The 26,110-nt window shown below is 69.6% G+C and carries 25 protein-coding genes; 7 read left to right on the top strand and 18 right to left on the bottom strand.

The window, feature by feature from the left end; genetic code table 11:
- Positions 1–480 precede the first annotated feature (480 nt).
- Positions 481–2,160 carry a hypothetical protein gene (locus ACN469_RS10390; RefSeq protein ID WP_498766649.1) on the top strand — a complete coding sequence of 560 codons (1,680 nt, stop codon included), beginning with the start codon at positions 481–483 and terminating at the stop codon, positions 2,158–2,160.
- A gap of 87 nt (positions 2,161–2,247) precedes the next feature.
- Here ACN469_RS10390 and ACN469_RS10395 read toward each other — a convergent pair whose 3' ends face one another.
- From ACN469_RS10395 to ACN469_RS10435, 9 genes are all read right to left on the bottom strand, one after another.
- Positions 2,248–3,450: a GNAT family N-acetyltransferase gene (locus ACN469_RS10395; protein ID WP_498766651.1), complete on the bottom strand. Its 1,203-nt coding sequence runs from the start codon at positions 3,448–3,450 to the stop codon at positions 2,248–2,250.
- A 52-nt stretch (positions 3,451–3,502) separates the two neighbouring features.
- A complete protein-coding gene (locus ACN469_RS10400; protein ID WP_498766653.1) occupies positions 3,503–4,681 on the bottom strand; it encodes a DegT/DnrJ/EryC1/StrS family aminotransferase in 1,179 nt (392 codons plus the stop codon).
- A complete protein-coding gene (locus tag ACN469_RS10405) occupies positions 4,669–5,787 on the bottom strand; it encodes a GNAT family N-acetyltransferase (protein ID WP_498766655.1) in 1,119 nt (372 codons plus the stop codon). Before ACN469_RS10405 ends, ACN469_RS10400 begins: the two co-directional genes overlap by 13 nt.
- Before the next feature lie 35 nt (positions 5,788–5,822).
- A complete protein-coding gene (locus ACN469_RS10410; RefSeq protein WP_498766657.1) occupies positions 5,823–6,914 on the bottom strand; it encodes a gluconeogenesis factor YvcK family protein in 1,092 nt (363 codons plus the stop codon).
- A gap of 96 nt (positions 6,915–7,010) precedes the next feature.
- Positions 7,011–8,378 (bottom strand): polyisoprenyl-phosphate hexose-1-phosphate transferase ExoE, encoded by a 1,368-nt coding sequence (exoE, locus tag ACN469_RS10415; RefSeq protein WP_498766659.1) that lies wholly within the window; start codon positions 8,376–8,378, stop codon positions 7,011–7,013.
- Between the two features lie 103 nt (positions 8,379–8,481).
- Complete coding sequence (locus ACN469_RS10420; protein WP_498766661.1) at positions 8,482–9,222, bottom strand: CpsD/CapB family tyrosine-protein kinase; 741 nt, start codon at positions 9,220–9,222, stop codon at positions 8,482–8,484.
- Positions 9,223–9,250: 28 nt separating this feature from the next.
- On the bottom strand, positions 9,251–10,660 hold the full coding sequence (locus tag ACN469_RS10425; RefSeq protein ID WP_498766663.1) for a GumC family protein: 1,410 nt from the start codon (positions 10,658–10,660) through the stop codon (positions 9,251–9,253).
- A 33-nt stretch (positions 10,661–10,693) separates the two neighbouring features.
- Positions 10,694–11,845 (bottom strand): hypothetical protein, encoded by a 1,152-nt coding sequence (locus ACN469_RS10430; protein ID WP_498766665.1) that lies wholly within the window; start codon positions 11,843–11,845, stop codon positions 10,694–10,696.
- Positions 11,846–11,904: 59 nt separating this feature from the next.
- Positions 11,905–12,477 carry a polysaccharide biosynthesis/export family protein gene (locus ACN469_RS10435; protein WP_498766667.1) on the bottom strand — a complete coding sequence of 191 codons (573 nt, stop codon included), beginning with the start codon at positions 12,475–12,477 and terminating at the stop codon, positions 11,905–11,907.
- Between the two features lie 380 nt (positions 12,478–12,857).
- Between ACN469_RS10435 and ACN469_RS10440 the strand changes: the two genes are divergently transcribed.
- Entirely contained in the window at positions 12,858–13,055 is a 198-nt protein-coding gene (locus ACN469_RS10440) for a hypothetical protein (RefSeq protein ID WP_498766669.1), read from the top strand.
- 111 nt (positions 13,056–13,166) lie between these two features.
- Here ACN469_RS10440 and ACN469_RS10445 read toward each other — a convergent pair whose 3' ends face one another.
- Positions 13,167–13,961: an SDR family NAD(P)-dependent oxidoreductase gene (locus ACN469_RS10445; protein WP_498766671.1), complete on the bottom strand. Its 795-nt coding sequence runs from the start codon at positions 13,959–13,961 to the stop codon at positions 13,167–13,169.
- Positions 13,962–14,129: 168 nt separating this feature from the next.
- Here ACN469_RS10445 and ACN469_RS10450 point away from each other — a divergent pair, with 168 nt between their 5' ends.
- Complete coding sequence (locus tag ACN469_RS10450; RefSeq protein ID WP_498766673.1) at positions 14,130–14,708, top strand: TetR/AcrR family transcriptional regulator; 579 nt, start codon at positions 14,130–14,132, stop codon at positions 14,706–14,708.
- Between the two features lie 28 nt (positions 14,709–14,736).
- Complete coding sequence (locus ACN469_RS10455; protein WP_498766675.1) at positions 14,737–15,165, top strand: EVE domain-containing protein; 429 nt, start codon at positions 14,737–14,739, stop codon at positions 15,163–15,165.
- On the opposite strand, the gene ACN469_RS10460 is transcribed toward ACN469_RS10455, so the two are convergent.
- Genes ACN469_RS10460 through ACN469_RS10475 form a run of 4 tightly spaced genes read right to left on the bottom strand, consistent with a single transcriptional unit; the run spans position 15,128 to position 18,443 of the window.
- A complete protein-coding gene (locus tag ACN469_RS10460; RefSeq protein ID WP_498766677.1) occupies positions 15,128–16,633 on the bottom strand; it encodes an amino acid permease in 1,506 nt (501 codons plus the stop codon). The two genes, ACN469_RS10455 and ACN469_RS10460, sit on opposite strands and share 38 nt — an antisense overlap.
- Before the next feature lie 51 nt (positions 16,634–16,684).
- Positions 16,685–17,275 carry a periplasmic heavy metal sensor gene (locus ACN469_RS10465; protein WP_498766679.1) on the bottom strand — a complete coding sequence of 197 codons (591 nt, stop codon included), beginning with the start codon at positions 17,273–17,275 and terminating at the stop codon, positions 16,685–16,687.
- A complete protein-coding gene (locus tag ACN469_RS10470; RefSeq protein WP_498766681.1) occupies positions 17,272–17,892 on the bottom strand; it encodes a hypothetical protein in 621 nt (206 codons plus the stop codon). Before ACN469_RS10470 ends, ACN469_RS10465 begins: the two co-directional genes overlap by 4 nt.
- Positions 17,889–18,443: an RNA polymerase sigma factor gene (locus ACN469_RS10475; RefSeq protein WP_498766683.1), complete on the bottom strand. Its 555-nt coding sequence runs from the start codon at positions 18,441–18,443 to the stop codon at positions 17,889–17,891. The genes ACN469_RS10470 and ACN469_RS10475 overlap by 4 nt, the downstream gene beginning before the upstream one ends.
- A 72-nt stretch (positions 18,444–18,515) precedes the next feature.
- Between ACN469_RS10475 and ACN469_RS10480 the strand changes: the two genes are divergently transcribed.
- Genes ACN469_RS10480 through pheA form a run of 3 tightly spaced genes read left to right on the top strand, consistent with a single transcriptional unit; the run spans position 18,516 to position 20,930 of the window.
- A complete protein-coding gene (locus ACN469_RS10480) occupies positions 18,516–18,977 on the top strand; it encodes a GNAT family N-acetyltransferase (RefSeq protein WP_498766685.1) in 462 nt (153 codons plus the stop codon).
- The gene (locus ACN469_RS10485) at positions 18,974–20,113 is read left to right on the top strand and encodes a bifunctional chorismate mutase/prephenate dehydratase (RefSeq protein WP_498766687.1); all 1,140 of its coding nucleotides are present in this window, start codon (positions 18,974–18,976) and stop codon (positions 20,111–20,113) included. The genes ACN469_RS10480 and ACN469_RS10485 overlap by 4 nt, the downstream gene beginning before the upstream one ends.
- Positions 20,106–20,930, top strand: a complete 825-nt coding sequence (gene pheA, locus ACN469_RS10490; RefSeq protein ID WP_498766689.1) for a prephenate dehydratase — start codon at positions 20,106–20,108, stop codon at positions 20,928–20,930. The genes ACN469_RS10485 and pheA overlap by 8 nt, the downstream gene beginning before the upstream one ends.
- A 4-nt stretch (positions 20,931–20,934) precedes the next feature.
- On the opposite strand, the gene ACN469_RS10495 is transcribed toward pheA, so the two are convergent.
- From ACN469_RS10495 to ACN469_RS10510, 4 genes are all read right to left on the bottom strand, one after another.
- The gene (locus tag ACN469_RS10495) at positions 20,935–22,053 is read right to left on the bottom strand and encodes a 3-deoxy-7-phosphoheptulonate synthase (RefSeq protein WP_498766691.1); all 1,119 of its coding nucleotides are present in this window, start codon (positions 22,051–22,053) and stop codon (positions 20,935–20,937) included.
- Positions 22,054–22,225: 172 nt separating this feature from the next.
- Positions 22,226–22,792 (bottom strand): tetratricopeptide repeat protein, encoded by a 567-nt coding sequence (locus tag ACN469_RS10500; RefSeq protein ID WP_498766693.1) that lies wholly within the window; start codon positions 22,790–22,792, stop codon positions 22,226–22,228.
- Positions 22,793–22,936: 144 nt separating this feature from the next.
- On the bottom strand, positions 22,937–25,168 hold the full coding sequence (locus tag ACN469_RS10505; RefSeq protein WP_498766695.1) for a caspase family protein: 2,232 nt from the start codon (positions 25,166–25,168) through the stop codon (positions 22,937–22,939).
- Positions 25,168–26,058, bottom strand: a complete 891-nt coding sequence (locus ACN469_RS10510; protein WP_498766697.1) for an ActD protein — start codon at positions 26,056–26,058, stop codon at positions 25,168–25,170. Before ACN469_RS10510 ends, ACN469_RS10505 begins: the two co-directional genes overlap by 1 nt.
- Between the last annotated feature and the right edge of the window lie 52 nt (positions 26,059–26,110).

Genomic DNA, 26,110 nt, shown 5'->3' on the forward strand with positions numbered 1-26,110 from the left:
TATGGGCCTCGACGGAAGTACAACGGGGGTCCGACTTCAGCCTCCACAGGGGAGTCGTCCTCGGGCGCCTCGTCCTCTGGAAGGCTCGCGACGGCGCTGTTCCTCAACGCCGACGAGAGCGTCCGGCCCGAGAGGGATGAGAGGGTGTCCTCTGGGCCAGCACGGGTGGGCTGCGACGCACACCCCGCTGTGAGCAGGGCCAGCACCAGCGCCAGGCCGCCTCCGCCCCACGGTAGCCGCTCGACGCGTAACAGCAGCGGCAACACCACGGCCCAGCTCCGACGCGCGAACATCGACGCCCCCTGTGAAGGCCCCGATTGGGGATGGAGAGGGGCAGAGAGTCCCAGCTCGGTCCGACACGACGTCAGGCCATTGGCGCCTGCATGGAAGTGATTGGCACTGGGACGAGGTTGATTTCGCGTCCTGTCACAGTGTTACATCGTGACCGCAGTGCAGCACCGGGACTGAAGAGGGGGAGACATGTCGACTCGTATCTCGAAGGACGCATCGCCCGTCGCGAGTGCCTCGGCGGAGCAGGCCCGGCGTGCCGCGGAGGAAGCCGCGAGACGCGCAGCGGAAGAAGCCGCCCGGCGCATGTTGGAAGAGCTGACACGCCTCGCCGCCCAGGCCGCGAGCCTGGACACCCAGAAGCCCGATACCTTCAAGACCGCCCAACCCCAGACACGAGGTCCGGACCTCGCGACCGACGGAACCTCCGCGCCCGGAACCTCGCTCGCGAGCGAGAACGCGAAGGACGGCCGCGTGAACTGCCTGGACGCCGTCGCGGACTTCCTGTCGCTGGCGCCCGCTGTCATCCGCGCGCGCTCAGAGGTCCTCTTCCTGAAGGACAGCCGTCCCGGCGCCGAAGGCACCACCGGCCACGTCGTCATCCGCCAGGGCAACAACATCTACGACCCGACGACGCGCGAGTGGACCGCGTCCGAAACCTACTTGAAGCAGCACCCCGAGTACTCCATCGCGGGCTCCGTGCCAGGAAGCACGGTGAACACGATTCTCTCCGCGCCCCCAGGCCCGGAGCGACAGGCCGCGCTGGCGAAAGCCAACCTCCCACCGGACATCGCGAACATGGTGGTCGCGGACACGGGCGCATCCCTCCCCGTCCCCACCTGGCTCGAACAGGGCGGTATGCCTCCGTGGCTGAACGGAGCCTGGCACCGCCTGGACGCGACGACCCAGGCCGGCATCCTCGACGGAATCCGCGCGCGGTGGAGCCAGCACGTCACGGACATGGAACCCGCGTGGATTCGCGACCCGTCCCTGGCGCCTCCACCGCTGACGGAGAACTGGAGCCAGCTCACACCCGAGCAGCAACGCACGACGGCCGAAACACACTGGGACACGCTCGTCCAGGAAGAGATGTCCCTCTACTTCGGGTCCCTGCCTGAAACCGGCGTGGCCGCGGAGTCTCCCCTCATCGGCACGTCACGCGGGTGGCCCTGGGGCGCCGGCAGCGTCGGCGAGTGGGCCGCGAACCACGCGGCGGGACAGGACCCCATCGCCCAGTACCTGAACATCGGCGCCATCCTCAACGGCGAGGGCAAGGACTACACCCACGGCAACCTGTGCGGAGAGCTGACCGCCCTCTCCGTCATGGGACTGGAGCTCGTGGACGGGCTCACCCGCTTCGCCGGCCTCGGCTCCGAGTATCGAGGCATCCTGGGCAACGGCGAGATGCTGACGAACTCCACCCACCTGGAGACCTTCCTCGCCAGCCAGGGCTGGAGAATCGTCGGTCAGCAGGCGGGCGCCGAGAACGACCCGACCATGAAGGACCTGGACGGCAACTTCAGCGCGAGCGACACGTACAACAACAACCACGCGAAAGACCCCACGCCCGATGCCGTGCAACGCATTCTCGACGACGGCGGCTCGCTGCTGGTCCTCGTCAACATCGACGGCGCCGATGACGGAATGCTGGAGTCGGTGACGACGTCGGACCGCGACATCACCCACTGGGTGAGCGTGGTCGACATCACCAAGAACGCCCAGGGACAGACGTACGTGCGCGTCTACAATCCCTATCAGAACCGCGAGGAGGTCTACTCGTGGGCGGACTTCAAGTCGGCGTGGCAGAGCCCCAGCGAGACGGGCTTCACCTACGTCGCCGCGATGCCACCCGACGCAACCGGCGCGCCCTGAGCGTCTCTCTGGTGGAGGGCCCTCGGTCATCGTCCAGAACCCGTCCGGGCGACTTCCCGTGGCCCTCCCCCATCGAGGACAAAAAACTCAGCTCACCGCGGCGCGGCGACGCCGGAACCGGCGCACCTTCTCCACCCACGTGCCCGGCATCAACTGCTTCGCCGCGTTGCGTCCCTTGCGCGCCAGCTCCTCCGCCCGGGTGAACCAGTCCCCCGCGCGAGTCCCGCTGTGCACGCGCACGGACACCGTGCGCCGCTGCTTCGACACCCAGTCGGACTTGTACGTCTCGGTGCCGCGCAGGAAGTCGTACTCGGTGAGCCCGGCCTCCATCGCGTCCTTGAACGTCTCACCCACCAGCACCAGGCCCACGCTGCGGTTGCGCCACGCCGGGTCATACCCCGACTGGAAGTACACGAAGCGGTCCCCATGGACGATGCCGTACACCGAGGCCACCGCCTGTCCGCCCACCTTCATCGTGTACAGCCGCAGCCGTCCCCGCTCCGCGAGCAACTGCGTCGCGTCCCGGTGGAACGACTCCACACCCGTGCCCTTGATGCCCTGTGAGCCGCCGTCGTCCGCCCACCGCGCCGAGTGCAGCCGGAAGAAGTCCGTCATCGGCCCGGCCAGCTCGCCCGGCGCCTCCGTGCGCTCGATGCGGTAGCCGTCCTGCTTCTCCAGCCACTTGCGCCGCCGCAAGTAGTTGTCGCGCCGGCCCGTGCGCTTGAGGAACGCATCGAACGGCTCGCGAGGGTCCAACACGTCGTACGGACACACGTACCGCTCCGACAGCCGCACGTCGTGTCCGGAGAAGGCCTCGCGCAGCACATCCACCGTGACGGAGTCCTCGCGCAGGTCCGTCAAGTCCAGCACGTCCCACTCCTCACGCAGCGCCACCAGCATCCGCGCGAAGGCCCCCGCCACTTCGCGCTCCGCGCCCCGCCGGGCCACGACGTCCAGGTAGTCGCTGCCCACGTGCGTCTCGCCCAGGAAGCCCAGGCGCCGCACCGGCATGCCCGTCACCCGCCGCGTCTCCAACCCCAGCGGCAACAGCCCCACCAACGTCCCCGCCGCGTCCCGCGCGGTGAGCACCAGGGGCCTGCGGCCCGGCTCGATTCGCCGGCACCACGGGTACAGCCACTCCCACGAATTGAAGGGCCCCGCGTGGCTCGAATCCGCCAGCGTGTTCCACTCCGCGCGCATCCCCGCCAGCGCGGACAGACTGCCCACGGCGCTCACGTCCAGCCGCTGCGCGGCGCGCGGCCCCTGCCTCAGCTCGTCTTCGCGAATCACCGTCCCGCCTCCCCGGAGGGGAACATCGCCCCTCCCACCGCCACCGTCCCACTCATCCCGCGCGCTTCTTGTTCCGCTTCTCCGCGTGCACCGCGTCGCGCACCACCAGCGCCACGTCCGCCATCACCTCCGGCGACAGGTCCTGGTGACACGGAATCTCCACGATGCTGCGCCGCAGCTGCGCCACCTCGGGGAACGCCGCCGGGTCGCACGCCGGATGGAAGCGCTTCCAGAAGTCGATGGCGTCGATTCCCTTCGCCCTCAGCCGCGCCAGCACCTCCGCCTTCTCCTGCACCACCATCGGGAAGAAGAGCGGACACGCCCCCGGCGGGAGCTGGTTGAACAGCGGCGGCACCACGTCCCGCAGCCGTCCCAACAGGTAGAAGTAGTTGCGACGCCGCTTCTCGACGATGGACTCCAGGTCCTGAGCCAGGGCGATCCGCCTGGTCAGCGGGCTCATGCCCAGGTCCACGTGCTTGCGGTCGAAGTGCTGCGTGCCCGTGGCCACGCGCTCGATGCTCGCCGCCTTCACCGTGCCGTGTCCCAGCGTGCGGACCAGGCCGCGCAGCGTGCGCCCCGCCATCCCACCGCGCAGCTCCAGGTTCTGCAGCAGCGCGGACACCGTGTGGCTGAAGGTCGACGCGGACGGCGGCGACGGCGGCTCCGGCAGGCTGTAGGAGCGCGGCCCGTTCACCACCAGCGCGCCGCCGTTCGGCACGGGCAGCGTCTTGTAGAGACAGAAGATGCCCACGTCACCCGTGGTCCCCAGCGGCACCGAGCCGTCCGACGACAGGAGCGACAGCGCGCAGTCCTCAATCAGCACCAGCCCGTGCTGGTCCGCCAGCTTGCGCATCTCTTCCACCGGGCCCGGGAAGCCCGCGTAGTGCGTCAGGTACAGCGCCTTTGTCTTGGGACCGATGCGCCGCGCCACGTCCTCCAGGTCCACGTCCCAGCGGCTCCCCACCCGGTAGAAGCGCGGAGTCGCGCCCGCGTCCACCAGCGCCTCCACCTCCACGCCGTGGTGGTACGAGGGCATCAGGACCTCGCCCTTGTCCAACCCCAGCATCTTCACCGTGAGCCACACGGCGTTGCGGGCGAAGTAGAAGTACCGGACGTTGGGCGAGGAGAAAGGCGGCAGTGCTCCGGGCCGGGGCTTGGACAGCAGCATGCCAGGCCACAGCGTGGGCAGGGACGGCACGAACATCTTGCCCGGGGGAGTCATCGCTTCCATTTCGCCACCACCTCTTTCACAGCCGGGCTCCACCGGAACTTGGCCGCGCACAGCGCCCGGCCGAAGGCGGAGTCATTGAAGACGTAGAGCCACGTGTGGCGCCGGACCTGCTCCGTCCAGTCGCGCTTCCACACCATGTCGGGCCCCAGGAAATCGAACTCGCGCAGGCCCCGGTCGATGCAGGCCCCCACCACCTCCTCCATGAGGAGCTGGCCCGGGCTGCACTCGCGAAGCTGCTCGTCGTAGCCGGGCTTCAGGAGGAAGTAGCGACCGCCATCCTCCAGCCCGAAGTGGAAGGCCACCGGCCTGCCATCCAGCCGCAGGAAGTACAGCGCCAGCTTCTTGCGGTAGGCCGCGTCGCGCGCCAGCTCCGTGTAGAAGCCTCGCGTCGCCGTGTCCTGCGCCATGGCCGTGCCGCGCTCACCCTTCCAGCCGCTCTGCTCCAGGAGGAAGCCCTCCTCCAGCGCGCCTTCCAGGTCCAGCCCGCCGTCCACCCGCTCAAAGGTGACGCGACCCTTCTCCTCCAGCTTGCGACGCCGACGCCGGCAGTTCGCCTTGAACTTCGCCTGGAGCGACGCCTGGTACTTCTCCCGCGTGGCGGGCAGCGGAATGTACGGCGACTGGAGCGACTCCCACGCCCCCACGGGCATGTCCGCGCTGCGCGCCGCGCCGTGCAGCCGCCACGCCGCGCCGCTGTCCAGCACGTCCGTCAGCCTCAACACGTCCCACCCGCCCTGCTTGCGCAGGTGCGAAAGGAACAGGGCCGCGGCCACGTCCGGCTCGCGGGCCAGCAAATCGAAACGACAGGAGTGCGCGTTGGCCGCGCCGGAGAGCTGACGCACCGGCACGCCGTACATCGTGGTGCGCTCCTCCCACAGCGGCAGCGCCGCGCTCAGCTGGCCGTCCGCGCCCCGCAGCGTCAGCACGCGCAGACGCGAGCCAGGGGCGAAGTTGTCCAGCCAGATTCGCAGGAACTCGTGCCGGTAGAACACCTCGTTGGAGGTGGCCTCCACCAGCGCGTTCCACTCCGACTCCAGGGCCATGAAGGCCGCGCGGTCGCCGACTTCGTCGACGCGCGGCCCGGGGCTGCTCAGGGTTGCTTCCATGTTCGGGCGCCCAAGGTGGTGATGGGAAGGCGTGGCTACAAGCCGCTGCGAGCCATCTTCAGCAGGCAGGCGGCGACCTTGCGGCTGTCATGTCGGATCCTGGACCCATCCTTGAGGAGGTCGGCCCGCACCGGCACCACACCCGCGGCGATCAGCTCGCGCGTGTCCACGTCCACGGGGAACGAGCCCCGACGGCCGTACCGCCGCATCGCATCCGGCGTCGGCAGCGTGCCGTTCACCAGCACCGCGTCCAGCACCGGGCCCACGTGGTCTCGCACCGCCTGCACGTGGTCCAGGCACGACATGCCGTCCGTCTCACCCGGCTGCGTCATGAGGTTGGACACCATGACCTTGAGCGCGCGCGTCTCCTTCAGCGCCTGGGCCACGCCGTCCACCAGCAGGTTGGGCAGGAGGCTCGAGTACAGCGAGCCAGGTCCAATCGCCACCAGGTCCGCGCTGTAGATGGCCTCCAGCAGGCCCTCCACCGGCGGCGGCGAGCGCGGGCTGAGCGACACCTTCCGCACGCGCCCCTGCGCCCGGCAGATGTTGCGCTCGCCGACGACTTCCGTGTCGTCGTGCATCTGCGCCACCAGCTGCACCGAGGCCAGCGTGGACGGCAGCACCGTGCCGCGCGCGCCCAGCAACTCGCCGGACATGCGCACCGCCTCCATGAAGTCACCCTTCAGCTCCGCCAGCGCGGCGATGAGCAGGTTGCCCACCGCGTGGCCGGCCAGCCCGCGCGCCCCACCGAAGCGGAACTGAAAAACTTCCTTCAGGGCGCTGCGCCCGCCGGCCAGCGCGACGAGGCAGTTGCGGATGTCGCCCGGAGGCAGCGCGCCGTGCAGGCGACGCAGGCGGCCGGAGCTGCCCCCGTCGTCGCTCATCGCCACCACCGCGGTGATGTCCACGCCCGGGTTGCCCGGCTTGGGCTGCGCGCGCCTCGCCAGCCCTCGCAGCACCATGGGGAGCCCCGTGCCGCCGCCGATGGCGACGATGCGCGTGGGCCTGTCCAGGTGCGGCTGCAGCAGCTCGTTGCGGTCCCTCTCCCGCTCCTGCTCACGCTCCCGACGGGCACGTGCTTCGTCCCACGACTCAGAGAGCGGCGAATCCATGTCCATGCCCACCATGACCCAACCCCCATCCACGACGCCCAAACCCGCCACCCCTGGCGAGTTCCCCGCCCGGCCTTCCCCCCTTCGAGGGAAGGCCGACGGGAGGTGTGCCTACCGAGCTCCACGCCCGAGCAAAACATGCCTCACGGTGTGGAAAATGATGCCTACGTCCAGGAACAGCGAGCCGTTCTTCACGTAGTACAGGTCGAACTCCAGCTTGTTGCGCGCGTCCTCCACGGAGGCTCCGTAGGGGTAGCGAATCTGGGCCCAGCCCGTCAGACCCGGCTTCACTGCCTCACGCAGTCCGTAGAACGGAATCTGCTGCTTCAACTGCTCGACGAACACGGGCCGCTCCGGACGCGGACCCACGAAGCTCATCTCCCCCATCAACACATTGAACACCTGGGGAATCTCGTCGATTCGCGTGCGGCGGATGAACTTGCCCACCCGAGTGACACGGTCATCGTTCGCACGCGCCCACACCGCGCCGTTCTTCTCCGCATCCGTCCGCATGCTGCGGAACTTCCACAAGTAGTACGTCACCCCGCTCAGCCCCGTGCGCTCCTGCCGGTAGAAGACGGGCCCCTTCGAATCCAGCTTGATGGCCGCCGCCACCAGAAGCAGGAACGGTGCCGACAGCGCGAGCAGCAGCGACGCCACCGCCAGGTCGAAGGCCCGCTTGAACGCCCGCCGCAAAGGAGACACCGTCAGCTCATCCGCGAAGGCGAAGTCGCTCGCGCGGAGGAACTGCACCGGAATCCGCCGCAGCACCCGCTCGCAGAAGCCCGTCGCGTCATAAACGCGGCGGCCTTGCAGCCGACAGCTCAGCAGTGAGTCCACCCAGTTGGCCCCGCGCATGTCGTCAGCAGCTTGCACGACATATGCCGCGCCCATCCGGGCCGCCATGTGTTCGAGAGGCTCCTCCGTGGTGCGCGGGTCCACCAGCGCGACGACGCGGTAGCTGCCCTCGCCGCCCGCATCGATGGCGGTCGCCACCGCGCGGGCCTTGAGGCCGTCGCCGACGATGAGGACCGCGTGCGGCGCCCCCACCAGCGCGCGAATCGACACCCGGACGACGAGCGTGCCGGCCAGCGCGCCCATGGCACCACCGAGCAGCGCGCCCGGAGGCAGCGCGACGGGCAACACCAGCGGGGCCACCAGCATCACCCCGCCCGTCACCATCGCCGTGACACCCGCGGCCTTCAGGAAGCGGTAGCCCCGCGCCCGGTCCTCCGCGGCGATGCGCAAGTCATACAGGTCCAACAGGTACAGCGTGAACTGGAACGTGACGACGAAGGCCGCGCTCAGCCCCAGCAGCGTGGGCCACAGCGTCATCAACGGCGGCTGCGTCCCAGCAGGCGCGAAGAGTGCCGCACAGGCCGCCGCGCCCATCACGCAGGCCAGTGCGATCGCCGAGCTTTCGGCGAGGAAGAACATCAGCTTCTTTGCAGAAAAATAGTGGTGAAAAACCCGGAGCACATGCCCCTCCAACCAACCCGCCCGACTCACGACAGCCCCCTGGAATCCTCAACCTCCGCCCCACTCCCGTCGCCAGGAGTGGGGCGGAGGCCACCGCCCTCTTCTACTTCTGCTTCTCGTAGTTCTTCAGGTACGGCGTCGCGTGCACCTCCGCGCCATTGAGCACGCACCCCAGCAAGGGCGCGCCGGCCAGCTGCTCCACCGCCTGGTGCACCGTCTTGCCCGGCGTCACGTTGGCGCGGATGACCATCAGCACCCCGTCCACCTGGTGACCCAGGATGGCCGCGTCCGCGAACGGCAGCGTCGGCGGCAGGTCGATGTACACCTCGTCGAAGCCCTCACGCACCGCCTTGAGGAACTGCTTCATCCGGGGGCTCGCCAGGACCTGCGAGGGCTCCTCCGGCGGGGCACCGGCGGGGATGAGGGCCAGGCGCGTGGCCGCGAAGCGACGCACCACGTCCCGCACCTCCACCTCGCCCGACAACAGCTCCGCCAGGCCCGTCTTGTTGCGCACCCCCAGCGTGGCCGCCACTCCGCCGCGCCGCAGGTCCGCATCCACCAGCAGGATGCGCCGGTCCGGATTCGCCCGGGCCGCCGCCATCGCCAGGTTGACGCTCGTCACCGTCTTGCCCTCACCGGGCATCGCCGACGTCAGCGCCACGACCTTCATCGGGCGCAGCTCCCGCATCCGCTCCAGCCGGTAATACAGGCTGCGGTACTGCTCCGCCGCCGCCGAGGCCGGCGCGGTCAGCGTCACCACCCGCCGGTCCACCGCGTTCGGGTTCGTCGCGTTCTCATCCACGCGGGGGAGGAAGTTGCCCGCCCGCTCCATCGTCTGGTCCATGTTCGGTTTCCGTCCTTTCCTGTGGGTGTCAGTTCAGTGAGGTGGGGGAAGACACGTTGTTGCGCCCTCCCTGGGACGGCATCAGCACGCGCCGCTCCGTCTTGCCCTGCATGTCCGGCACCACCGCCAGCACCGGCAGCGTCAGGCGCTGACGCACTTCCGTGCCGTCGCGCAGGCTGTCATCACGCATCTCCAGCATCGCACCGGTGAGGACGCCCAGACCCAGCGCCACCAGCAGTGCAATCGCCAGCCCCGACATCCGGTCCGGCCGGGCCGCCGTCACCGGCACACCCGCGGGGGAGATGACATTGAACAGGCTCTTGGAGCTCTTGGCCTCCAGCTCCTGGGCAATCTCCGCCTCCACCTTGCGGCTCACCACGCTCTGGTACTTGGTGCGCGTGATTTCGTAGTCGCGGTTCATGACACCCAGCTCGTGCGCCCACTTCGGCGTGTTGTTCAGCCGGGCCTGGTACGCCTCCGCCTTGCCCTGCAGGTCGACGATGTCCTTCTGGATGCCCTCGATGAGCCCCGCCACCCGACCGCGCTCGGCACGCTCGGCCCACAGGCGGCCTTCGGCCTCCTTGCGACGCGTCGTCATGCCGTCCAGCTCCGACTGCATGCGCTTGACCTCCGGGTGGTCATCCGTCCACGTCGTCTTGGCATTCACCAGGGCCCGCGTCAGCCCGCTCTCCGCGGACTCCAGCCGACCGGCCTCGCTGTCCACCGCGTTGCGAGCCCGCGCCAGGTCCGAGCGACGCGCTTCCGCCACGCGCAGCTCCTCCGACTTCGTCTGCAGCTCGTGCGACACGCGCTCGAGCCCTCGCATGTTCATCTCCATCTGCTCGGGCAGCTCGCCCAGGTGGTCCACCTTGAACTGGGCAATCTTTCGCTCCCAGTTGGAGACCGCCTTGCCCATGTTGCCCATCTCCTCGTTGAAGAGGTCCGTGGCGCGCGCCGCCTGCGCCTGACGCAGCTTCAGCGTCTCCTCGGAGAAGATGGTGGGCAGCCGGTTGGCCACCTGCGCGGCCACCTGCGGATCGCGGTTGGCGTAGGTGATTTCAAACGCCGTCTCACCCTCCACGCGCACTTGCAGGTCCTTGCGCATCTGCGCGACTGCCGACTCCATGCCCTTCTCGGACACGATGTCCGGATAGAGGTTCATTTCCTCGATGGCCTTCTGAAGCACGGGCCGTGCCATGAGCTCCTGGCGCACCGTGAGCAGTCGCTGTTCGATGAGCTCGCTCACCGTGCGCTGCACCATGTCTTCCCCTGGCCGCTGCGGCTCCACGCGGACCACCGCCGACGCTTCGTACATGCTCGGCCGCGTCATCACGATGGCCGCTCCCACCGCGAATACCGCTGCTGTGATGGCTCCCACCAACGCCTTGCGGCGCCAGAGAGAGGCCAACAGCTGGTCCGCCGTCATCCCACGCTCCATGATCCGCTCCTCCACCAACCCACTCACGTGTTGTCACCACGCCGTCACGATGAGACGGACAGCGAATACGTTGCGCGTCAAATCCCCCGCAGCGCCCGCCGACTCCGCCACGCCCACCTGGGCAATCCTGTCCACCGCTCCCTGCGCCGCCACCCGGCGGTTGAAGCGGTACTCCAACCCCGCACCCACTGCGTACCCCTGGGAGACCAGGGGGGTGCTGCTAAACGTCGTCCAGTCCCGCGAGGGCGCTCGCCCGTTGCGGAAGAAGCTGGCCGCTCCAAACGCCGAGAACTGGTGGTCGAACCGCCGCGCCAGCATCAGCGACGCGTAGTCCGCCCACAGCGCCGTGGCGAAGCCGCTGGCTCCCACCAGGTCGTGCCCCACCGCGAAGCCCAAATCGAACAGCTCACCCTCGCGCGCCAGCTCCAGATTCACACGAGGCACCCATCCGCCCTCCTGGCCATTGGGGGCCAGGTAGCGCACCGGTCCACCACGAACGATGAGCGTGGTGGGCCGCGTCAGGCGGTAGCGCAGCGTGGCCGCCGCGCCGTGCGCCTGGGACAGCGTGTTGTCGTAATAGAAGCCCTGGTAGCGGTACTCCATCCCCAGGGTCAGCCTGCGCGTGGTGCGGTACATCACCTCCAGCGACGGCGTGTGGGCATAGCCCGGCTCCTGGCCGTTCTCGAGGATGCGCACCACTTCCATTGCGTAGCCCACGCGCACGTCCACTCGCTCCGACGCCCGGGCGGTGAGTCCCAGCCGGGCCTGCGTGAAGAACGTGGGCGAGGTGGAGCGAGCCAGGCCGTCTCGAGGCAGCGAGGTGGGGTCCGTGACGCGGAAGACGCGCACGTTCGTGTCCACCCGGAGCCGCCGCGACAAGAGGTGCCGGAGCTCCAGTCCGCCGCGGTGGTCCAGCGTCACCTTGCCGGAGCCGTGCCGCATCAGCACGTCCGCGGCGTAGTAGCTGTTGAGGTTGAGCCGCTCGTCCTTGCCTTCCACTCCCAGGCGCGGCGACAGCTTCGTCATCAGCTGGCCGCCCGTGGCGCCCGCGCCCAGGCGCAGGTCGTCGTCGTAGCGCTCCTCGGCGGAGATACGCAGCCGAGGCTCCCACACGGTCGCCGCCGATACGGCCGGCGCGGTGAGCATGAGGCCCGTCAGCAGCCACTTCTTCCAGGTGCCCTTCACCGTCGTCCTCCCTCGCCTACGCCACCCACCGTCCATGGACTCTTCACCTCGACGCTGCTTCACGGCACGACGATGGTGTCACCGGGCCGAAGCATCACGTCCTGACCACCGTCGGGCGAGATGAGGTCGCTGTAGCGCACCGGAATCTGCCCGCCGTTGCCGTCGCTGCGAATCACCACGATGCCGTCGGAGTTGGCGAAGTCGGTGAAGCCGCCCGCCAGGGCGATGGCCTGGATGAGCGACACCCGGCCGCGCAGCGGATAGGCACCCGGATGCGTGACTTCGCCGGTGACGAACACGCGGCTGCTGTTCACCTCGCGGACAATGACCGTCACGCGCGGCTCCTGCACATACGGCTGGAAGCTGCTCTTCAACGCCTCTGCCAGCTCCGTCGGCGTCTTGCCCGCCGCCAGCACCTCGCCCACCATCGGCATGGAGATGTAGCCGTCGGGGCGAACCGGCAGCGTGCGGGACAGCTCCGCGTCACGCCACACCGCCACGTCCAGCACATCCTCCCGGCCAATCCGGTAAGGCTGCTCGGAGTTGTCCACCTTCACCGCCGGCTGGTGCGCACACCCGCCCAGGAGCATCACTCCCAACACCGTCCAGAACCCCGCGCTCGTCTTGCCCATCGTCCTCTCCCTCGCCGCTGCGGATGTCTCGAGGGCTCCCGCACCCGCGGGGCCCGTTTCGTCCTACTCGGCGCGGTTGCCATAGCAGCGGGTGTGCCAGCCAACCCTGGGAGGGAAAACCCATGGATCGCCGTGGGTTACGAAATGCCCAGTGAATCGAGCTCGCCCGCTCCGGGAAGAATTACTGGCATCGGACGGGGGGATGACCCTGTGTTTTCGACAGTCTCCCCTCCCGTTGATGGAAGACATTTTCCCACTGCGGGGCGCATGGCTTCTCATTCCGCACCGTGTGTGCGCGGCACGCGAATTGAAGAGTGTTGAGGGAGAGGAGTTTTGGTTCCACAACGGGCCCCTGGGCCCGGCAGACAGGGAGCGAGCGGATGAGGAAGGCAGCGGGGGCGGTGGCGGCGGCGTTCGCGATGGGAACCGGAGTGATGACGTGGATGGGCGTCGCCTTCTCGGCTCAGACGGAAGCGGCGGCGCTGGGGGTGATGGGGCTGGCCCTCTACGCGAGCAGCGCGCTGTTGAGCGGCAAGACGGCTGAGGAATCGACGCGGGGCATGGCGAACCAGACCTGACGCTTCGACTCGAGATGTCAGTACAAGGCCCGATGCCCGCGAGGACATCGGGCCTTTTGTTTTCCGGACGTCAACCCCGACAGGGGGACGTCATCGACGTCATCGACGTCATCAAGGGATGGCCCGCACCACTCCGCCATCCACGCGCAGCGCGGAGCCGTTGATGCCCGACGCCTGGGGGCTGCACACGAAGGCCACCAGCGAGGCGACCTCGTCCGTGCGCGCGAAGCGCTGGAGCAGCGACGACGGCCGCGCGCTCTTGAAGAACTCGCGCTCCACCGTGGCCACGTCCACGCCCTGCTGCGTCGACAGGCTCTTGAGGAACTCCTCCACGCCTTCCGAGCGCGTGGGCCCGGGGAGGATGGAGTTCGAGGTGATGTTCGTCCCGGACAGGCCCTCGGCGATTCCGCGCGCCAGGGCGATCTGCGCCGTCTTGGTGACGCCGTAGTGAATCATCTCCACCGGAATCTGCACGCCCGACTCACTGGAGATGAAGACGATGCGGCCCCAGTTCTTCTCGCGCATGCCCTTGAGGTAGTGCCGGCTGAGCCGTACGCCGCTCATGACATTGACGTCGAAGGTCTTCAGCCAGTCCTCGTCGGAGATGGCCTCGAAGGGCTTGGGCTCGAAGATGCCCAGGTTGTTGACCAGGATGTCCACGTGGGGAACGGCCTTGATCATCAGGGCCGCGCCCTCGCTGGTGCCCAGGTCGCCCGGCACACCGCGCAGCTTCGCGTCGGGCTGCTTGCGGCGGACCTCCGCGAGCGCCGCGTCCACGCGCTCCTTCGTGCGTCCGTTGACGATGACCTCGGCGCCCTCGCGCGCCAGGGCCTCGACGATGGCCAGGCCGATGCCCGCCGTGGAGCCGCTCACCAGCGCAACCTTGTTCTTCAAGTCCAGGTCCATCTGTTCCCTCTCGAAATAGGCGGCGGTTGGTAACGCCTGGAGCGGCTCCTCGCCAGCCTGGCGACACGCGGACTCGGGCGACGACGCCGCCGCTCACCCACCTTGCGGAAAATCGACGAGGAGGTGTATCGAGACTCCCTGGCTCGGCCGCGAGGCCCCGGACAGACCATGAGCACTGAGCACCGCACCGCCATCCTCGCCGCCGCCATGGAGAGCTTCGCCCGGCTCGGCTTCTCCGCCTCCTCGCTGGAGGACATCGCCCGCCGAGCGGGCCTGGAGCCAGGACGGGTCCACGGCCACTTCGAGAGCAAGGAGGCCTTGTTCGCGGTGGTGGTGAGGCAGGTCTGGCATGAGGCCTTCGCGGCGATGGAGCAGGCCGTTGCTCGCGCCCCTACCCCGGAGACCAAGGTGGCGGCCTTCGTGGAGGCCCGACAGGAGCAGGTCGACCGCATCCTCCTGGAGCTGCACGTGTCCTCGGAGGCCCTGCTCGACGTCCTCCCACGCGTGGAGCCGCTGCTCGCGGACCTGTGGGAGCAAGAGGTCGCCCTGCTCGAGTCCGCCCTCACCTCTGGAAACACGCGAGGCGGCTCCACGTTCCAGGACCCGAAGGGCGTCGCGCTGGCCCTGGCCTCGGGGCTCCGGTCCGTCGAGCGCACCCTGCTGGAGGTGCGTGGGACGACGGGCCTGGAGGACGACTCGAGCACGTCGCCCCGGAGTCCCGGCGCACTGTCGCGTTGGCTGCACTAGCGGCCGGGCTGCTCTATGGTGCGCCGCCATGGCGAACCCCCAGTACTGGCTCATCAAGAGCGAGCCGTCGGTCTACGCGTACGCTCAGCTCGAGAAGGACAAGCAGACGGAGTGGACGGGCATCCGCAGCTTCGAGGCGCGCAACAACCTGCGGGCGATGAAGCCCGGCGACCTCTGCCTCTACTACCACTCCAATGAAGACAAGGCCGTGGTGGGCGTGGCGAAGGTCCTCACCGCCGCGGGCCCCGACTCCACGGCCCCCGAGGAGGACTGGGCCTCCGTGAAGGTGGCGGCCATCACCCCCTTCAAGCAGGCCGTGGACCTGGCCACCGTGAAGGGCACCGCCACGCTGAAGGACTTCCCGCTCGTCACCCGGAGCCGGCTCAGCGTGGCCCCCGTCAGCGCCGAGCACTTCAAGCTCATCCTGAAGATGGGGAAGACGGCGCTGCCGAAGTAGCCGTGGCCGCGGGAGGCCGCAACAGCGTCACCTGCGGCCCCGTGAAGGTGTGGCGTTGGACGAGCGCCCAGTAGAGCCCCAGGAGCACCAGCGCGCCGGCGAACGTGTAGCCGGCGAGCTGGTTGGGTGGCAGGACGAACAGCACCATCACCACCGCGCTCCACGCCAGCGCCACGCCGTTGACCCACGGCGACGCGCGGCCCAGGTCCCAAGGCCCCCGGTGAGCCCACGTCCCGGCGCGGCGGGCGCGGAAGCCCACCCAGACGGGTAAGGCATATGACGCGTAGAGCGCCAGCGTGCTCAGCGCCACCATGGCCGCGTACGCCTCCGCCCACAGCGCGACGACTCCCGAGCCCGCCACGGACACCCAGACCGCCACGGCGGGGCTCCGGAAGCGCGGCGACACCTGGGCCAGCCACTTCGACGCGGGCAGGCCGTTGTCTCGCGCGAAGGCGAACAGCATGCGCGAGTTGGACGTCACCGAGGACAGGCCACAGAACCACATGGCGCCAATGGCCACCCACACCAGCGCGCCGCCGAGCGCGGGCCCCAAGGCCTGCGTCAGCACATACAGGAAGGGATTGGCCGCGGCGGCCGTCGTCGGCAGGTCTTGGATGGCCAGCGTCACCGCGCCCAGGAGCAGGTAGCCCGCGACGGCGCTGACGGCCACGGACAGGAAGATGCCCCAGGGGGCATTGCGCGTGGGGTCCCGGGTCTCCTCGGAGATGTGCGCGCTGGCGTCGTAGCCGGTGAAGGTCCACTGCGCCTGCAACAGGCCGATGAGGAAGCCGTAGGCATACAGCGGCGTCTCCGAGCTGAAGCGCGTGAGCAGGAAGCTCGCGTCCTGCTTCGGGGCGAACAGCGCGAGCGCGCCGATGAGCACCGCCACGCCCGCGACGTGGTACCAGGCGGAGAAGTCATTGAGCCACGCGACGACGCGCACGCCCACGTGGTTGAGCGCCGCGTGGGACAGGAGGATGGCCAGGTAGAGGGGCAGCACCGACATGCGCTCGCGAGGCCAGCCGAGCATGTCCGCGAGGAACTCGGCGAGGCCGTAGTCGATGCCCGCGGTGATGGCGAACTGGCCCAGGGTGTTCAGCCACGCGGTGAAGAAGCCCACCCGGGGCCCGCCGAGCATCGCGGCCCAGTGGTAGAGCGCGCCCGCGGTGGGAAAGGACGACGCGAGCTGCGCGAGGCTCGCCGCCACCGCCAACGTCATCACCGCGACGAGGGGCCAGCCCACGCCCATGACCATGGGGCCGCCGAAGCGCAGCCCGTGGCCGTAGAGCGTCACCGCTCCGGTGAGGATGGAGATGATGGAGAAGGAGACGGCGAAGTTGGAGAAGCCGCCCATGCCGCGCAAGAGCTGCTGCGCGTAGCCCAGTCGTTGAAGCTGGGCGGCATCCTCCTCCAGCTGACGCTCATGGTCCGGCGGGTTGGCCATGGCGCCCAGGATACGCGGGCCCATCCGCGACACCTTGGAGGGGCAAGTCGAATGGGCCCGCGTCTGTCCGGAACGCTACGGCTTGCGCGGCGGAGGAGGCGGCGGAGGGGCACCGGGGCCATCGTCTCCCGGAGGACCCTTGCGAATCTCGATGCGCTTCTGGATGCGCACCGAGCCCATCTCCGCCTCCAGCTTGCGCCACAGCTCGGGGCCGAGCAGCCGCTTGATGCGGACCATCAATCCCAGACGGTTGCGGCGCACCGCCGTCTCCGCGCGGCCCACCTCCTCCACCTGCTTGAGCACGGCGCTCTCGTCGGTGGAGTCCGCGCTCAGCAGTCGCTCGAGCTGGAGCTGAGCCCGCTTCAGGTCCGCCTCCAGCGGGATGATGGCCTCGTTGGCATCGAACGTCAGCTCTTGCACCTGCTTCGCCACCTCGCGCGGCACGCCGAGCTTCTCCACCAGGTGCGGCGGGATGCCATGCGCGGCGGCGGGGAACTGTCCCGGAGGAAGCGCGCCTCCACCGGGGCCCACGTGAAGCGTGGTGGCGCCGGGCGGCGCGCGGTGGAGGACGAAGTCGTCCTCTGGCTGGGCCAGGGCCGACGTGGACGACAGCAGCAGCGGGGCCAGCGCGGCCGTGAGCAGCGCGGAGACGCGTGTCTTCTTCATGGCAATGACTCCTGTGAATCGAATGAGAGGACCGCCGTTCGGAACGGCGGGGTTTCCAGCGCGCGGGAATCAGGGGGACGCAGCCAGGCGGCCATCGTCCCGAAAGGTTTGTAGGTGTCGTCGCGGGCCACCACGTCGCGGCGCGAATAGCCGCGCACCTCCGTGACGAGCCACGACAGCGAGCCACGCTCTTCTCGAACGAGCCGCGCCACGGCGCCCAGGTCGACGTCGTCCATCCCCTCGGCGCGCCGCAGGCCCAGCTCGGGATGCGGCGCTGTGCCGGGCTCGAACACCTCGGCGTACTCGGACTGGAGCGCGGGGGACTCCGGTGACGGGGACTCGGAGCTCGACAGCCACGTCAGCAGGACGACACAGCAGGAGGCGGCGGCGCCCGCGACGACGCGGCGGCGGACCTTGCGACGGCGCACCACGCACAGCACGGCCTCGCGAGGAACCGGGGCCAGGGGCGGCGGTTGGGGCAGGCGCAGCGCGGACGCCGAGGCATGCCCCGCGGCCAGCGCGCGACAGTCCTCACAGCCCTCCAGGTGGGCCCGCGCTTCCGGAGCCCACGGCGGCGCGGACTCCAGGAGGATGGTGGCCACGTCGTGGCATCTCATGGCGTGTCTCCTTCCAGGGCCTGTTCGGCCTTGAGCTTCTTGAGTGCGCGATACAGGTGGATGCGGACGGTGCCTCGTCCGATGCCCATGGCCTCCGCGACGGAATCCAACTCCAGACCCTCCAGGTAGCGCAGGGTGAAGGCGGTGGACTGCTGCGCGGGGAGTGCCCGCACCGCGAGGCCCAGGGCGCGCCACCGCTCCGCGCCGACGAACTGCTCCTCTGGGGAGAGCGCCAGCGGCGTGCCCCAGTCCAGCGCCTCGCGCAGCACGTTCCACACGCGTCGCCGACGCAGGTGGCCCATGGCGCGGGACACCAGGATGCGCCTGAGCCACGCGGGGCCCGCCTTCGCGTCCCTCAGAAAATGACGCTTCTCGTAGGCATCAGCCAGGGCGGCTTGCACCAGGTCCCTCGCCTCCTCCCCGTCCCACACCAGCCGACGCGCCAGCCGCAGCAGCCCGGCCTGCTCCGCCTCCAGGAGCGCGTCGAAATCCCACGCGGCCTCGGCGCGCGCTGGACTTCCGGGCTGCTCCAGGATGGCGGTACCCTTCACGGTGAAAAGACCTCCTCATCGGCTTCCACGGAATGAGGACGCACGAGGTCGGAAACCGGCATACTCGAATTCGTGAGCTCATCAGAAATCCGCCGGATTCCAGCCGCGGAGACACGCGGGCTGCGCCGCGCCGTCCTTCGCCCCCACCAGCCTCCCGAGGCCGTCGTCTATCCGGGGGATGACGACAGGGACACCCTCCATCTGGGCCTGTATGCGGAAGGCCGCCTGCTCGGGGTGGCCTCCCTGTACCGGGAGCCGCCACCTTACGCGCTGAAGGCCATCACCGCCTGGCGCCTGCGGGGCATGGCCGTGGAGCAGGGACGACAGGGTCAGGGTCTGGGCGCGGCCCTGCTGAAGGCTTGCATGGAGCACGCCGTGACACAGAGGGGCACGCAGTTGTGGTGCAACGCGCGGTCGACAGCCTCGGGCTTCTATCGCTCACTGGGCTTCGTCCCGCACGGAGACCCGTTCGAGATGCCGGGCATCGGCCCGCATCACCTCATGTCCCGGGAGCTCGCGGAGACCTCGCGATGACGTCGCCGCTGGACCTGGACGCGCTGCGGACCGCCATCGAGAACATCGACGAGGAGATCCTCGACGCGCTCCGACGCCGCATGGACCTGGCGGATGACGTGGCCCGCTCCAAGCTGGCCACGGCCGCGCCGTTCAGGGACCAGCGCCGCGAGGACCTCCTCTTGCGCCGCATCCGCACCCGCGCGGCCGAGCACGGGTTGGATCCACACGAGGTGGAGCGCTTCTGGCGGCTGGTCATCGACATGTCCGTCGCGCGGCAGCAGGCGCTCGTCACGCGGCTGGACACGACGCCGCTGCGCGTGGGCTACCCTGGCGTCGAGGGCTCCTACAGCCACCTGGCCGCGCGCCGCCGCTACACGGGCCGCGCCGGGGGCGTGCTGCTCACCGGGTTCGACCACTCGCGCGAGCTGGTGGAGGCGCTGCGCCGAGGGGAGATGGACCTGGCGCTGTTGCCGATTGAGAACACCACCGCCGGCAGCATGAACGAGACGTACGATTTGCTCGCCGAGGGCGGCGTGGTCATCACCGCGGAGCTGGTGAGCCAGGTGGACCACCGGCTGCTGGGCCTGCCGGGCGCGAAGCTGGAGGCCCTGCGCGAGGTGATTTCGCATCCGCAGGCCCTGTCCCAGTGCGAGGCGTTCCTGCGCGAGAAGCTGCCGTGGGCGCGCGCGGTGCCGGACGCGGACACGGGCGGCGCGGCGCAGAAGGTGCGTGAGCGCAATGACCTCACCGTCGCCGCCATCGCCAGCGAGACGGCCGCCCAGCGCTTCGGCCTGGAGGTGCTCGCGCGCGGGCTGCAGCCGGAGTTCGACTACACGCGCTTCGTGGAGGTGGGCCGCGAGCCCACGCCGCTGGCCCCGGGCGTGCCGTGCAAGACGTCCCTGTTGATGGTGCTGGAGCACAAGCCCGGCACGCTGGGGGAGATGCTCCAGCGACTCACCCTGCGCGGCGTCAACCTGAGCAAGCTGGAGTCGCGTCCCATTCCGGGCAGCCCCTGGCAGTACCGCTTCTACGTGGACGTGGAGGGCCACGCCGCCTCCGCGCCGCTGACGGCCGCGCTGGAGGACATCCGTCCGCTGACCTCCTTCCTGCGCGTGCTGGGCACGTATGGCCGCGCCGAGGGGAGCCATGGCTGAGGCGTCCCAGCAGCGCGTCGCGTTCCAGGGGGAACACGGCGCCTACGGCGAGGAGGCGCTGCGCGCGCTCTACGGGCCTGACGTGGAAGCCGTCCCCTACCCCACCTTCCGCGCCGTCTTCGAGGCGGTGGCCGAGGGCCGCGTCGCGGCGGGCGTGCTCCCCGTGGAGAGCTCACTGGGGGGACCGGTGGTGGAGAACGTGGACCTGCTCCTGGAGCACGACCTGGAGGTCTCCAGCGAGCTGTCGCTGCGCATCCACCACTGCCTCGTGGCGCCGTCGGGCCTGGCGCTGGAGGACGTGGAACGGGCCCTGTCGCATCCCCAGGCGCTGGCCCAATGCGCGGGCTACCTGCGGCGACGGGGAATCCAACCGGTGGCGGAGGCCAACACCGCCATCGCCGCGCGCAAGCTGTCCGAGCAGGCCCCGCCGCGCACGGCCGCCATCGCCAGCCGCGCCTCCGCGGAGCTGTACGGGCTGAAGGTGCTGGAAGAAGGCGTGGAGGACTCGCCGGACAACCACACGCGCTTCATCACCGTGGGCGCCGCGCCGCCGCGCGCGTGGACTCGGCGAAAGACGGCGCTGGCCTTCACCGTCCAGAACGAGCCCGGCGCGCTGTACCGCGTGCTGGGGGCCTTCTCCGGACGAGGGCTGGAGGTGTCCCGCCTGGAGTCCCGTCCCCAGCGCCGCGCGTGGGAGTACGTGTGGTGCATGGACGTGGGCGGCGCGCTGGAGGACCCGCGGGTGCGCGAGGCGGTGGAGGCCGCCCAGGCTGCCTGCATCACCCTGCGAGTCCTCGGCAGCTACGGCGTGGCCTGAGCGGCTACGCCGGCGTGGACTGGCTGCCGTCGCCATTCTTCACGACGGACAGGTACGCCTCGCGGACAATCTGCGTGTAGCGCTGGAGCGACGCCAGCTGCTCCAACCGCAGCGCCTGCGGACCGTCGCACAGCGCCGCTTCCGGGTGCGGGTGGAAGTCCACCAGCACCATGGACGCGCCCGCGATGAGGCCCTGGCCAATGGAGTGGAAGATGTCCGGCAGGCCGTCCGGCGGCGCGTCCGCGCGGCCGATGGCGTGCGACGGGTCCACGCACACGGGCATGCGGGTGAGCCGGCGCACCACCGGCACATGGGCGAAGTCCACCATGTTGCGGTGCGGGTCGCCCAGGTGCGTCTTCACGCCGCGAAGGCAGAAGACAATCTTCGGGTTGCCCTCGCTCGCGATGTACTCGCACGCGTTGAGGGACTCCTCCAGCGTGATTCCCATGCCGCGCTTGAAGAGCACGGGGAAGACGCGCTGCTGGCCAATGGACTTGAGCAGCTCGAAGTTCTGCGCGTTGCGCGTGCCCACCTGGAGCATGACGCCCGTGGCGTTGCCGGAGCGCTCCAGCGCGTCGCGAATCTCGTCGATGTGCCGGGGGTGCGTCACCTCCATGGCCACCACTTTGATGCCGTGCTTGCCCGCGGACTCGAACACCCACGGCAGGCACGCGGCGCCCAGGCCCTGGAACTCGTACGGGTTGGTGCGCGGCTTGTACGCCCCCATGCGCGTGGTGCGGATGTCGCAGCGCGCGAGCGCCGCCATCATCGACTCCACGTTCTCCTTCGTGTCCACCGCGCACAGGCCGGCGAACAACTGCACGCTCTTCTCGTCGAACGTCACGCCGTTGTAGTCGAAGCCCGTCGACGCCCGCTGGCCCTTGTGCCGGCCGATGACGCGGTACTTCTGCGACACGCGCACCACCTGCCGCACGCCCGGAATCTGCTCGAAGACCTCCGTCGGCACCTGCGCCGTGGGGCCCAGCAGGTAGACCTCCGTCACGGTGTACTCAGCACCCGCCATGACGTGGGGACGGGGCGTCACGCCCTTGTACTGGGAGGCGACTTGGAGGACGGCGGACACCACGGACTCGGGGGAGTCCGGCTCGAGCATGACAATCATCTTCTGGGTTCTCCGGGCAGTGTTGTCGGACTAATCTTGAATTGTAGCGCGGAATGCCCGCGCGGAGGGGTAACAGCGGGAACGCGGCGATGCGTCCGCGAAGGGCGTCATCCCTCGCGAAGCCGTGCGTGGAGGCGCGTCGGGGCGCGCGTTCCCCTGTCCCGTCGCCTGCTCAGCCCGCCACGGGCCGCAGGCGGAGGGCGAGCTGGGCGTAGTGGTCTCGCTGCGCGGTGTCGCCCAGGTGCTCCCAGACGTCGGCCAGAGCCTTGGCGGCCTCGACGTAGGCGGGGGACAACTCCAGCGCCAGCTCGAAGGTGTGGCGGGCCTGCCGGTAGCGCGCCTTGTCCGGGCGCCGGGGGCCCCGGGTGAGCAGCGCGTTGCCCCGCTCGTAGACCTCGATGGCGGAGGCCTCGCGGTAGCCAGGGTCCGAGTTGAGCTGGACGGCGCGCTCCATCAACTCGGCCGCCGCCTCGGGCTCACCCAGCTCCAGCTGACAGAGGGCGGCGTCGCGATGAGGGTCCGCGGCGGAGGGGTCCACCTCGATGGCGCGCTCGAAGCAGCGCAGGGCTTCGTCGGCGCGGCCCAGTCGGGCGAGGGAGGAGCCCTGGGCGGTGAGGGCCGGGAAGTGCTTCGGGTCCACGGCGAGGACCTTGTCGAAGGCGGAGATCGCGGCTTCATGTTGGCCGGTCATCGAGAGCTTGGCGCCCTCGTTGAATGCCGCGAACAGCAACTTGGACATCGTGCCCCCAGGGCAAGGATTGCCCGGCCATGCCAACGGCCGTTCGGCCAGCCTCTCACCGGGAAGCACCCGGTGGAAAGGCATACCGGGGGCATCGATTTCGTCCGGCTGATGGGAGCCATCCGCTCCACTCCGGGAGGCCCGTCAGAGGCGCAGACCTACCTGGACACCGGGCCAGAACAGGAGGTCCCGGTCAGTCGTCTTGGAGAACTGGCTCAGCGACGTGACGGGTTCACCGTCCGTGGTGTGCATGACGTTGAAGGTAGGGCCCGCGATGATGGCGAAGCGGGAGGCGAGCTGGAAGCCGGCCATCAACCGGGCCTGGTGCAGCAGCCGGTTGTCCTCGAACGAGCCGCCCCACTCGTGGATGCTGTTCGTCACGATGTCCACGTCGAAGAAGAAGCGCTCGGACAGCGGCACATGGCCGCCGATGCCCACGCCCATCGTCCAGTGGCTGGGGCCGCGCGAGTCCGACACGGAGCCCATGCCCGCGACGAGCGTGGTGTACAGGTAGCGGCTGCCGACCTTGAGCGAGATGTTGGCGAAGTTGACGTCGCTGCCGTACGCCTCGACGTGGAACTGGCCGTTCTGCACGATGTTCAGCAGGCCCACCGGGATGCCGGACTCCAGGTTCTGCGCCACGTTGATGAGGCCCAGCTGCACGCCGTTCATCTTCCCGGCGATGTTGATGAGACCCAGCTGCATGCCGTCCACGTCACCGCCCATGTTGATGAGCGAGAGCTGCGCGCCGCGCGCGGAGTCGGCCCAGTTCATGCCCACCGACATCTGCACGCCGGACATGTGGCCGCGCACCATGCTGAGGCCCACCGCGGCCTGGTAGCCCTCGAAGTCGCCGTCCACCCAGCTGGAGCCCACCGCCATCTGCAGGCCGGACATGGACGTGCTGGACACGTTGGCGCCCACCGCCAGCTGGCCGATGGTTCCGCCCTGGCGCGCGACGTTGACACCCACCGCGGCCTGCACGCCGCCCACCCGTCCGCTGGCCCAGTTGCCGCCCACGGCGATCTGCATGCCCGACACCTCGCCGCGCACCACGTTGCCGCCAATGGCCATCTGCACACCGCGGATGGAGGCCGAGTTCCAGTTCGCCCCCAGCGCCATCGCGAAGCCATTCAGCTGCCCCAGGCTCGCCACGCCCAGCGACACGGAGAGGGCGTTGTCGACCTCGCCATTCGCGCCGAAGAGGTCGTTGGTCTGCAGCTTCGGAGCGAGCCCCAGGTTCAGGAAGCGATAGCGGCGCCCCGAGCCGTCCAGCGGCGTCACCATCGGCTGCGAGCCCGCGAGCGGAGCGCCGCCGCGCATCGCCGTCAGCTCGCCATTCATCGCCACGAAGGCGGTGTCGGCCAGCACCGTGCGTCCGCCATCGCCCACCGTCAGGGCTGCCTGGGAGCTGGCGCCGCGCGACTCGCGCATCACCGTGTAGCGGCCGGGCTGCAGGCCCAGCTCCGTGGCGCGGCCCGCCAGCTTGTTGAGCTCCACGACGAGGCGCCCGGGCTCGTCGCGGATGTAGAGGCGGCCCTCGACGCCCTCGCCCACCACCAGCACGGCGGACGTGGTGCGCAGGTCCGTCATCACCAGCTCGCCCGTGCCGGCCAGCTCGATGTCATAGGCGGGGTGCTGCGCTCCGGCGCGCGTGCGCTCGGTGCGCGCGAGCGTCTCGTGGAAGGCGAACTGGTACGCCTCGTGGAGCGTGACGCGCCCGTCGCCCGTGGAGTCGGCGGCGCCGCGCAGGCCCGACACCAGGTTGTGCGTGAAGAACGAGCCGCCGATGCGGTCGGACTCCTGCGACACCTCGTCCTCGGAGGAGGACGTGAGGATGGCGTGGCCGCGCACGGCGGAGGACGTGTCGACGAGGAAGGCGGGACGGCGCACGCCTCCCTTCTGCCGCGCCAGCGTGCCGGAGGCGCACGAGTCGAGGATGGCGATGCGCACGTCGGCGGGGAGCTGCTCCAGTGCCTGGCGCAGCTCGCGGTAGCCGAAGCGGTCCTTGTGCAGCAGCAGGCCCTCCTCGTCCGAGTGGCCCGAGTAGTAGATGAGCGCCTCGGTGCGCGCGCCGGGCGACTTCGCCGCGGCGACCATGGCCTTGAAGCGCGCCAGCGCCTGCTCCAGCGCGGCGCGGTCTCCCTCCAGCATCATCAGCCGGTCTTGCGGCAACACCCCGCCCAGCTCCTCCAGCACGTTGCCGAAGGAGCTCGCGTCGGTGACGGCGTAGCGGAGCCGCGCACGGCCAGGGCCGCCGTCATTGACGCCCACCAGCAGCGCGAAGCGACGGACGGCGACGGGCGCGGGCGTGGCGGGAGCCGCCAGGGCCAGCGAGGGGAGCAACAGGGACAGGAACAGGAGCGACCGCGGCATCACGGCACCTTCTCCAACGTGAAGGATGTCTGGGCCAGGGTACCCGGAAGCGGGAGCGGCCGGATGCTTGCCTCGGTGGGGTGACGGGCCAGCAGGCGCGCTGCCTCTAGCACGGTGCCCACGTCCAGCGGTGAATCCGAGGTGACGAGGAAGAAGCGCTCGAACCCCGGGGCGTCGTCCAGCTCATAGGAATGCATCAAGGACACCGCGTCTCCCGACTGAAGCTTCGTGGGTCCCACCAGCGTGGTGGGATGATGCAGCGTCACCGCGCCCCGCCCGTCCACGGAGACCACCACGCCGTGGCTCCTGCCTCCGGAGATATAGCTGAGCTGGAGCAAGTCTCCTCGTCGCGCGGGCGTGTGGTCCGACAGCAGCTCCGCCTCGCGTTCGTCCTGGCGGTAAACCAGGAGCCGCGCATCGCCCTTGATGCCCACCGTCTCCAGCAGTTCGACGCGTGCGGGCATCAGCGCGGGCGGCTCCATCGCCATGTCCTGCTGGGAGGACAGGAACAGCAGCACGAGGCACGCGGCCACCGGCATGCTCAGGGACAGCCCGTGCCAGCCCTGGCGCGCTGGCTGCCGGGCCGCGTGGGCTTCGATGTGCGCGGAGGTCCGCAGGCGACGGGCCACTTCCCGAGCCACCACTTCCGGCGGGTTGCGGGCCAGCGTCTGGGCCGAGTCCGTCTCCAGCCGGGCCAGCCGCGCACGCCCGTGCGGCTCCTGCTCCAGCTTGGCGCGGGCGGCGGCGAGCGCGTCCGAGGGCAGCTCGCCCAGGGCGATTCGCTCCAGCAGCCAGTCAGGGGTGCACAGGGCCATGCTCACGAAGCCTCCAGCGCGGTCAGTGCGGCCATCCATCCAGGCCACCGCCGCGTCCTCCGCTGCCTGGAACACCAAGGCGTCGTGGATCTGTCACCCGTCAATCCCAGGTGGCGCGAACAAACCG

Origin of the sequence: Corallococcus terminator, from assembly GCF_049194865.1 — a bacterium.
Taxonomy (GTDB): Bacteria; Myxococcota; Myxococcia; order Myxococcales; family Myxococcaceae; genus Myxococcus; species Myxococcus terminator_A.

What these genes read in the sequence shown, in the direction of transcription:
- ACN469_RS10390 (WP_498766649.1), top strand. Translation starts at nt 481, where the DNA reads ATGTCGACTCGTATCTCGAAGGACGCATCGCCCGTCGCGAGTGCCTCG.
- ACN469_RS10400 (WP_498766653.1), bottom strand. Translation starts at nt 4,681, where the DNA reads ATGGAAGCGATGACTCCCCCGGGCAAGATGTTCGTGCCGTCCCTGCCC.
- ACN469_RS10405 (WP_498766655.1), bottom strand. Translation starts at nt 5,787, where the DNA reads ATGGAAGCAACCCTGAGCAGCCCCGGGCCGCGCGTCGACGAAGTCGGC.
- ACN469_RS10410 (WP_498766657.1), bottom strand. Translation starts at nt 6,914, where the DNA reads ATGGTGGGCATGGACATGGATTCGCCGCTCTCTGAGTCGTGGGACGAA.
- ACN469_RS10420 (WP_498766661.1), bottom strand. Translation starts at nt 9,222, where the DNA reads ATGGACCAGACGATGGAGCGGGCGGGCAACTTCCTCCCCCGCGTGGAT.
- ACN469_RS10425 (WP_498766663.1), bottom strand. Translation starts at nt 10,660, where the DNA reads ATGGAGCGTGGGATGACGGCGGACCAGCTGTTGGCCTCTCTCTGGCGC.
- ACN469_RS10435 (WP_498766667.1), bottom strand. Translation starts at nt 12,477, where the DNA reads ATGGGCAAGACGAGCGCGGGGTTCTGGACGGTGTTGGGAGTGATGCTC.
- ACN469_RS10440 (WP_498766669.1), top strand. Translation starts at nt 12,858, where the DNA reads ATGAGGAAGGCAGCGGGGGCGGTGGCGGCGGCGTTCGCGATGGGAACC.
- ACN469_RS10445 (WP_498766671.1), bottom strand. Translation starts at nt 13,961, where the DNA reads ATGGACCTGGACTTGAAGAACAAGGTTGCGCTGGTGAGCGGCTCCACG.
- ACN469_RS10450 (WP_498766673.1), top strand. Translation starts at nt 14,130, where the DNA reads ATGAGCACTGAGCACCGCACCGCCATCCTCGCCGCCGCCATGGAGAGC.
- ACN469_RS10455 (WP_498766675.1), top strand. Translation starts at nt 14,737, where the DNA reads ATGGCGAACCCCCAGTACTGGCTCATCAAGAGCGAGCCGTCGGTCTAC.
- ACN469_RS10460 (WP_498766677.1), bottom strand. Translation starts at nt 16,633, where the DNA reads ATGGGCCCGCGTATCCTGGGCGCCATGGCCAACCCGCCGGACCATGAG.
- ACN469_RS10465 (WP_498766679.1), bottom strand. Translation starts at nt 17,275, where the DNA reads ATGAAGAAGACACGCGTCTCCGCGCTGCTCACGGCCGCGCTGGCCCCG.
- ACN469_RS10470 (WP_498766681.1), bottom strand. Translation starts at nt 17,892, where the DNA reads ATGAGATGCCACGACGTGGCCACCATCCTCCTGGAGTCCGCGCCGCCG.
- ACN469_RS10485 (WP_498766687.1), top strand. Translation starts at nt 18,974, where the DNA reads ATGACGTCGCCGCTGGACCTGGACGCGCTGCGGACCGCCATCGAGAAC.
- pheA (WP_498766689.1), top strand. Translation starts at nt 20,106, where the DNA reads ATGGCTGAGGCGTCCCAGCAGCGCGTCGCGTTCCAGGGGGAACACGGC.
- ACN469_RS10495 (WP_498766691.1), bottom strand. Translation starts at nt 22,053, where the DNA reads ATGATTGTCATGCTCGAGCCGGACTCCCCCGAGTCCGTGGTGTCCGCC.
- ACN469_RS10500 (WP_498766693.1), bottom strand. Translation starts at nt 22,792, where the DNA reads ATGTCCAAGTTGCTGTTCGCGGCATTCAACGAGGGCGCCAAGCTCTCG.
- ACN469_RS10505 (WP_498766695.1), bottom strand. Translation starts at nt 25,168, where the DNA reads ATGCCGCGGTCGCTCCTGTTCCTGTCCCTGTTGCTCCCCTCGCTGGCC.